A 6,797-nucleotide genomic window follows, 5' to 3' on the forward strand; every position below is an offset into this window, starting at 1 on the left:
CTCAGCCCGCCGTCGCCCAGGGCGCTTCGGGCAGCTTGGCCCCGGCGTCCCGGCCACCGACCTCCAGGGTGACCGGGGTGCCGAGGCCCGCCATCCGCATGGTGACGCGGCGCAGGCCGCCGTCGGCGTCGATCCAGTAGGTGATCGGCGAGGTGCCGGTGTCCTTGTCCGCGGCGTCGCGCGGGCGCGGGCCGGCGATCCGGTCGTAGTCCCGGCCGTCGATCCGGTCCCGGCCGAGCCAGCGCGGGCCGGACTGGACCAGCAGCAGCGGGTTGTCGGGACGGTCCGCGCCGAGCTGGACCAGCATGTTCAGCCCGGCGTCGAGCGGGTCGGTGCCGTAGCTGCGCGACGCCCAGCCGCTGCGCGGCACGTGCTCGGCCTGCTCCCAGGCCGGGCCGGTCGCGCCCGCGGCCTGCTTGGCCAGGCCCAGGCCGCCGGCGTCCCACACCGCGAGGCCCTGGTCGACGGTGGCGCCGTCCTTGCCGGTGACGGTGTAGCTGCCCGCCGCGTGCTTGCTGCGGTAGTCGACCACCCCCTGCACCTCGACCACCATGCCGTCGCCCTCCTGCGCCCTCAACGTCACCCGCACCGGGCTGGCCTGATAGAGGTTCAGCCGGGACAGTGCCAGCCGGGACGCCTCGTCGGTGCTCAGCGGCCGGCTCTCCTCCTGGCTCCCCGCCAACTGCCAGGCCGTCACCCCGCCGCCCGCGAGCACGGCCGCCACCACGGCGGTGACGATCACGCGGCGGCGGGCCGGTCGCTTCTTGTCGGATGCCATCGGGCTGTCTCGCTCCTCGGTGCGGGTGGGTGGTGCGCGGTGCGGAACTCGGGACGGGGCCCCGGGAGAGTATCCCGGGGCCCCGTGATCGCTGACGTCGCGTCAGCCGATCCTCCGCCGCTCGTGCGTCAGTTGCTGCGGCGCTTGCGGACGGCGATCAGGATCCCTGCGCCGACCACCAGCAGGGCGGTGCCGCCGATCAGGGCGTACCTGAGGGTGGTGTCGTCCGTGCCGGTGTACGCCAGGCCGCCCGACGGCTGCGACGGCGTGGGGGTCGGGGTGGGGGTGGGGGTGGGCGGCGGGGGCGGGAGGAGCTCGTTGACGGCGGTGGTGGTGATGCCGGCGTCGAGGTGTTCGTCGTCGAGGACGACCGGTCCGAGGACGGGCTGTTCGGGCGTCCGGTAGCCCTTGGGCGGGGTGACCTCCTGCCAGTAGTAGCGGCCCTGGTCGGTGACGGTGCGGCAGGTGCCGTCGTCGCCGGTGGTGCACGGGTCGCCGACCTTGGCGTCGGCCCGGTCGCCGTCGGTCTGGAGGCCGTCGGCCTTGTCGGTCTCGCGCCACAGCTGGAAGACGGCGCCGGGCAGCGGCTTGCCGTCCTGGTCGTTCTTGACCAGGCGCAGTTCGCCCTGCTGCCGGCTGAAGCCGAAGTCGAAGGTGTGGTCGTTCTGGCCGGGGCCGCCGGTGGTCAGGGCGCGTTCGACGTACTTTCCGCCCTGGGGGACGGTGCCGTCGGAGTCGACGGCGCGGTCGGCGCCGACGTCGGCCCTGGTCGGGACCCAGTGGTGGAGCGGGCCGCCCTCGGCGTAGTCGGCCGGGTTGTCGAGGCGGATCGTGTACGCGGTCCTGGGCTTCAGGCCGCCGGTGACGTCGGTGTCGTCGAAGTAGTACTCGCCGCGCGCGGTGGTCTTCGTGGTGCCGACCTTCTTGCCGTTCGCGTCGTACAGGTTGACGGTCGCGCCGGGGACGGGCTTCTGCTGCGGCAGTTGGAGGCCGGAGCGCTCCGGGTCGTACCAGACCCGGTTGCCGATCTGCAGCGGCGCCCGGTCGCAGAGCACCTCCAGGTCGGCCATCGCCGCGCCCTTGCCGAACCGGGAGCGGCCGTCGGACAGCTCGTTGCCGAAGCCCGGGTCGGGGCCGCCGGCGCGGAGGGTGAACATGGTGCCGGCGGTGACGATGTTGTTGGAGACGTCGTAGCCGGAGGTGGCGATGGAGTTCTCCACCTTGGACAGCGCCATGCCCGCGAAGGTCGGGTACGGGTGGCCGTTCGGGTAGGGGCGGTCCAGGTCGAAGAAGCCCTTGTTGCGGGTGGTGCTCCCGCAGCCGAGGTTGACGTCCAGCACGTACTGGTCGCCGGACCTGCACGCCTTGTTGAGGTCCGCCGAGGCGAGCACGTAGACGAAGCCGTTCGGCAGCGGCTGGCCGGCCGGCGGGGCGGCGGCGGCCTGGTCGGCGTACCGGTCGCGGAAGGACAGCAGCATGGAGCCGTCGGCCTCGAAGCCGATCTCGCCGAGCTCGGGCTCCGGGTTGAGGCCGCAGGTGGTGCCGTTCGGTCCGGGCTCGCCGTCCTGCCACGGGTACCAGTAGTAGCCGGCGCAGGCCGTCGCGGGCGTGCCGCGGTGGTCGAGCGGCTGGTTCAGCACGGCCGCGCCGAACTCGCCGGTGGCCGGGTCGAAGGGCAGCACGACCGCCCGCAGGTCCGCGATCTTCTGGGTGGACTCGCCGGAGCAGACGCCGCCGACGTAGCCGGTGCCGTCCTGCATGCCGAGGCCGAACGGCCGCCAGTCCGCCGCCGACGGGCAGTCGGGGGCGGGGATGGCGTACACGGCCTTCGGCTTCTCGGCCGTGGCCGTCGTGGCGTCGTACCGGTACAGCTTCCGGTCGTGGAGGTTGACCACGTACAGGTCGCGGTTGTCCTCGGTGAGCTTCAGGCCGCCGAGGCTCTCCTTGCCGACCGCCGCCATGAAGCCCGCGTCGTTGGCGTCGGTGTGCGCGGTGGCGCCGGCGTTCGGGACTGTGGTGAACAGCCTGGTGGCCTTCGTCGCCGGGTCGGTGACGTAGATCGCGCCCGGACCGCCGGGGCCGTAGACAGTGGCGCGCTTGGCCTGGGCGGAGCTGAACAGCCGCCGGTCGTCCCGGTTCCAGGCGATGCCGAACACGTTGCCGGTGCCGGCGACCGTGCCGATGTCGGTGACGTCCTTGTTCACGCCGCGCGACTGGTACGGGAAGGTCAGCAGGGTCCGCTGGGCCGCCGGGTCGCCGGTGGCCGGCTGGCAGGCGGTGGCCAGCGGGGCGTTCTGCTGGCAGTAGTCGGACGGGTTCCACAGGCCGGTGATCAGCTTGGCCTGCTTGCCCGCCGAGAGGTCGACGAACTCCTCGTTGCTGCTGAGCCGGTTGGGCGCGGTCAGGCCCTCCCGGGCGGCGAACGCCGGGAACAGCACGCCCGGCTTCGGATTGACCACCTCCACGCGGTACTTGCCGCTGGCCGTCGACTTGGCGGGCTTCAGCGTCACCGTGCCGTCGGCGGCGGTGACGGCGGTGCGCACCGCGCCGTCCTCGCCGGTCAGGGCGACCGTCACCCCGGCCAGGCCCGGCTCCAGCGCCGGGCTCCACGTCCCGCTCTCGTCCACCGCGCGCACCACCTGGACCGTCACCGAACCGTCGGCGGCCAGCGGCGAGGCGGACGGGGCGGTGACCGCGGCGGTGGCGGCGAGGGCCGCCGCCACGGCGGCGGCCCGGGCGGCCGTCCGCCGGCCCGCGCGTGGCGCGGGCGCTCGGGTTTCCTGTTCTGTCTGGGTCATGCCCTGCTCTCGTCGTCAGGAAGGCACGCCGAACCCCCGCAGTACGTTCACCGATTCGGTCCCGCGCGCTCCTCGTTTGGCCGAATAGTAAGCGGAATAGGCACATCCGGCTTACCAAACAGCCGAATTGACGCCGCATCAGGAAGCATGAACGATCAGTTTCGTGCGCCCCCGCACCCCGGCGCGCCCCCGTGCCACGATCCTTCGGCCCCTCCCGCGGCCCCGCCCCACATGCACATTCCGGCCACCGGCCCGCGCCCGGGCGGCACTCCCCCACCAGGGCGCACAGGGCCCGAGCCATGCTCCTCCCCCGCTCACGCCCCGGGCGCACGGCCGAAATCCGCCCGCCCCCGGACCGGTCGGCGGTCCCGGTCGCCGATCAGCACGGTGCCTCCTTTCCCTCGGCCCAAACCTGCCTTTACCGCCAAGTCGACTTCGAGCCAACCGCGCTGACGCCGCGGCCGCCGGCCGCCTTCCCCCCGACTCCGGCCCCCGCATGCCTGAGCGCGCACAGCTTCGCGCACTCCGTGCCGGGTGGCGGCCGCCGTGGCCCGTCCGCGAATCCGCCGGGAGAGGCTGGGAACGGAAGAGCACCGCACCCCGCGGCCGCGGGTGTGCGGTCCGGCGACGACGGAAGTGGGGATCCGCATGACTCTCGTCCTGGACACCGGCGACGTTCCCGAGGACGCCCGCCACGACGCCTGGACCGACGCACTGTCGCAGGCGCTCGTCCCGGTCAAGGTGACACCGACCGGCCCGGGTGAGCGGCCCGGCCGGATCCGCTCCGTGCCGCTCGGGCACCTGCGCACGGTGTCGCTGGACGGCGGCCCGCAGCGGATCAGCCGCCCGCCGAGCCTGTGCCGGCCCGAACCCGGCGGGCGCTTCGCCCTCGGCCGCTGCCTCGAAGGGGAGGCGGTCTTCACCCAGGCCGGACACACCGGCTGGCCCGGACCGGACGAGATCGTGGTGATCGACCTGGCCCGGCCCTTCGCACTGCACTTCCCGCAGCCCTTCCGGGCCGGCCTGGTCCACCTCCCGCAGCGCACCCTCAGCAGCCCGCGGACCCTGCAACGGCTCGCCGGATCGACGCTCCGGCCGGACGACGGCACGGTGACGATGCTGGGCCTGCTGCTGACCCATGTCCTCGACGGCGCGGCGCAGTTCGGGCCGACGGCGGCCGGCCGGCTGGGCGGACACGTGGCCGACCTGGTGGACGCGATCGCCTTCGACCTGGACCGGGAACCGGCCTCCGCCCGCGAGCACCTGCTGTCCCGGGCCCGCGACTACGTCGACGCCCACCTGGGCCGCCCCGACCTCGGCCCCGAGTCGGTGGCCCGGGCGCTGCGGATCTCCGTCCGCTACCTGCACCGGCTGTTCGAGGGCGAGGAGTTGACGATCACCCGGCTGATCCAGCAGCGGCGCGTCGAAGCCTGCGCGCAGGCCCTGGAACGCCACGGCCCGTTCGGCCCGACCCTGGCCGAACTCGCCCGCCGGCACGGATTCAGCAGCGCCTCGCACTTCAGCCGTGCCTTCCGCGCCGCGTACGGCGTCACCCCCAGCGAGTGGCGCGGCCGCCGCGCCGGCACACCCGGGACGCCCGGCAGCGACGCCGCCTGAGCGCACCGCCCGCACCGGCCCGGCCCGGCTGCCGTTAAGCTCGGCTGCCCCGTGACCTCGCGGGGCCGGGAGCAGGACGGACGGCGGGCTGGAGCGGAATGGAACTGCGGCAGATGGAGGTCGTCGTCGCGGTGGCCGAGGCGGGCGGCTTCACCGCGGCGGCCCGGCGGTTGCACGTGGTGCAGTCGGCGGTGTCCGGCACCGTCCGGGCCCTGGAGAAGGAACTCGGCGTCCAACTCTTCGAACGCACCACGCACCGGGTCACCCTGACGCCGGCCGGCGAGGCGTTCGTACCGGCCGCCCGCGGTGCGCTCCGCGCGGCGGAGCTGGCGCGGGCCGCGGCGGACGAGGCACGCGGGGTGCTGCGCGGGGTGCTCACCATCGGCACCATGCAAGGCGTCTGGCTCGGCCTGGACCGGGTGCTCGCCGAACTCCGCGCCGAGCACCCCGGGCTGACGATACGGCTCCGGCAGGCCGCGGCGGCCGACATCCGCACCGCGCTGCGCGACGGCACCGTGGACGCGGCGATCGTCGCGTTCGACCGGCAGCAGCAACGCGGTCTGACGGTCCGTTCGCTGGCCTGCGAGGCGATGGTGCTGGCCGCGTCGCCCGCCCGCGCCTTCGCCCACCGCGACCGGGTCCGGTTCGACGAACTCGCCGGCCTGCCGTTCGTCGACTTCGCCCCCGGCTGGGCGGTCCGCTCCGCGGTGGACCGGGCGTTCCGCGCCGCGGCCGTCGAGCGGACGGCGGTCTTCGAGGTGAACGACATCGTGGCCGCCGCCGAACTGGTCCGCCACGACCTGGGGATCTGCGTACTGCCGGAGTCGATCGCCGCCCGCTTCCCCGACCTCGCACTCCGCCGCTTCACCACCGGCCAACCCCGCTGGGACGTCGCCGCCGTCTGCCCCGCCGGCGACCCGACACCGGCCGTGGCAGCCCTCCTCCGCCACCTCGCCTGACGGCCCCCGCAGCGGAAGGCATCCCGTGCCGGACCACCGCTGGTCGAGCAAGTGTCACTGACGGGGACCGCCGGGCTCGGGGCGGCTGTCGAGCGCTCTCGCCCGCTGCGCGGGCCGGCCAGCCGGTTCAGGAGGGTCCGTGCCGGGGGTTGGTGAGCTGGCGTTCGTGCCGCTGCGCGGAACACGATGCTGGTCGATGGCGCGTCAGTGACCCGGGCCGCCGGCTATCGCGGGCACGCCGATCGCCCGTCAGCCACCCGCGCGGTGGGGGCCACGGCATCCGCACCGGGTCAGCCCCCCATCGCGCGCATCAACTCGCGGAGCCCATGCGGCCCGTGGCCCAATGCGCCAGCGGGAGCAGCTGCGCAGCGAAGGCGGCCACCGCCCACCAGCCGCCCCGTGGGTGGGTAAGCGTGCCGAGTTCGGAGCCCAGCACGCCGCCACTCCCTCAACCAACCCGCGCAGCGGACACCACCCACCACCGACGCCTCAACTCCTGGCGCCAGCGCGGGCCACCGCCCACCAACCGCCCGCACGGCAGGCGAGAGTACCGAGTTCGGAGCCCAGCACGCCGCCACTCCCTCAACCAACCCGCGCAGCGGACACCACCCACCACCGACGCCTCAACTCCTGGCGCCAGCGCGG

At 74.3% G+C, this 6,797-nt stretch carries 4 protein-coding genes; 2 read left to right on the forward strand and 2 right to left on the reverse strand.

Annotated elements, in window-relative coordinates; translation table 11 throughout:
* Position 1: 1 nt before the first annotated feature.
* Together ACFV1L_RS11165 and ACFV1L_RS11170 are read right to left on the reverse strand one after the other, a co-directional pair.
* On the reverse strand, positions 2–778 hold the full coding sequence (locus ACFV1L_RS11165; protein ID WP_380364960.1) for a hypothetical protein: 777 nt from the start codon (positions 776–778) through the stop codon (positions 2–4).
* Between the two features lie 128 nt (positions 779–906).
* Positions 907–3,576 (reverse strand): SdrD B-like domain-containing protein, encoded by a 2,670-nt coding sequence (locus ACFV1L_RS11170; protein ID WP_380364961.1) that lies wholly within the window; start codon positions 3,574–3,576, stop codon positions 907–909.
* 648 nt (positions 3,577–4,224) lie between these two features.
* On the opposite strand from ACFV1L_RS11170, the gene ACFV1L_RS11175 reads away from it, so the two are divergent.
* Both ACFV1L_RS11175 and ACFV1L_RS11180 read left to right on the forward strand, forming a co-directional pair.
* Entirely contained in the window at positions 4,225–5,193 is a 969-nt protein-coding gene (locus ACFV1L_RS11175; RefSeq protein ID WP_380364962.1) for a helix-turn-helix domain-containing protein, read from the forward strand.
* A gap of 98 nt (positions 5,194–5,291) precedes the next feature.
* Entirely contained in the window at positions 5,292–6,152 is an 861-nt protein-coding gene (locus tag ACFV1L_RS11180) for a LysR family transcriptional regulator (RefSeq protein WP_380364963.1), read from the forward strand.
* The last annotated feature ends 645 nt before the right edge of the window (positions 6,153–6,797 follow it).

The sequence above is a fragment of the Kitasatospora sp. NPDC059646 genome (assembly GCF_042734615.1).
Taxonomy (GTDB): Bacteria; Actinomycetota; Actinomycetes; order Streptomycetales; family Streptomycetaceae; genus Kitasatospora.

What these genes read in the sequence shown, in the direction of transcription:
- ACFV1L_RS11165 (WP_380364960.1), bottom strand. Translation starts at nt 778, where the DNA reads ATGGCATCCGACAAGAAGCGACCGGCCCGCCGCCGCGTGATCGTCACC.
- ACFV1L_RS11170 (WP_380364961.1), bottom strand. Translation starts at nt 3,576, where the DNA reads ATGACCCAGACAGAACAGGAAACCCGAGCGCCCGCGCCACGCGCGGGC.
- ACFV1L_RS11175 (WP_380364962.1), top strand. Translation starts at nt 4,225, where the DNA reads ATGACTCTCGTCCTGGACACCGGCGACGTTCCCGAGGACGCCCGCCAC.
- ACFV1L_RS11180 (WP_380364963.1), top strand. Translation starts at nt 5,292, where the DNA reads ATGGAACTGCGGCAGATGGAGGTCGTCGTCGCGGTGGCCGAGGCGGGC.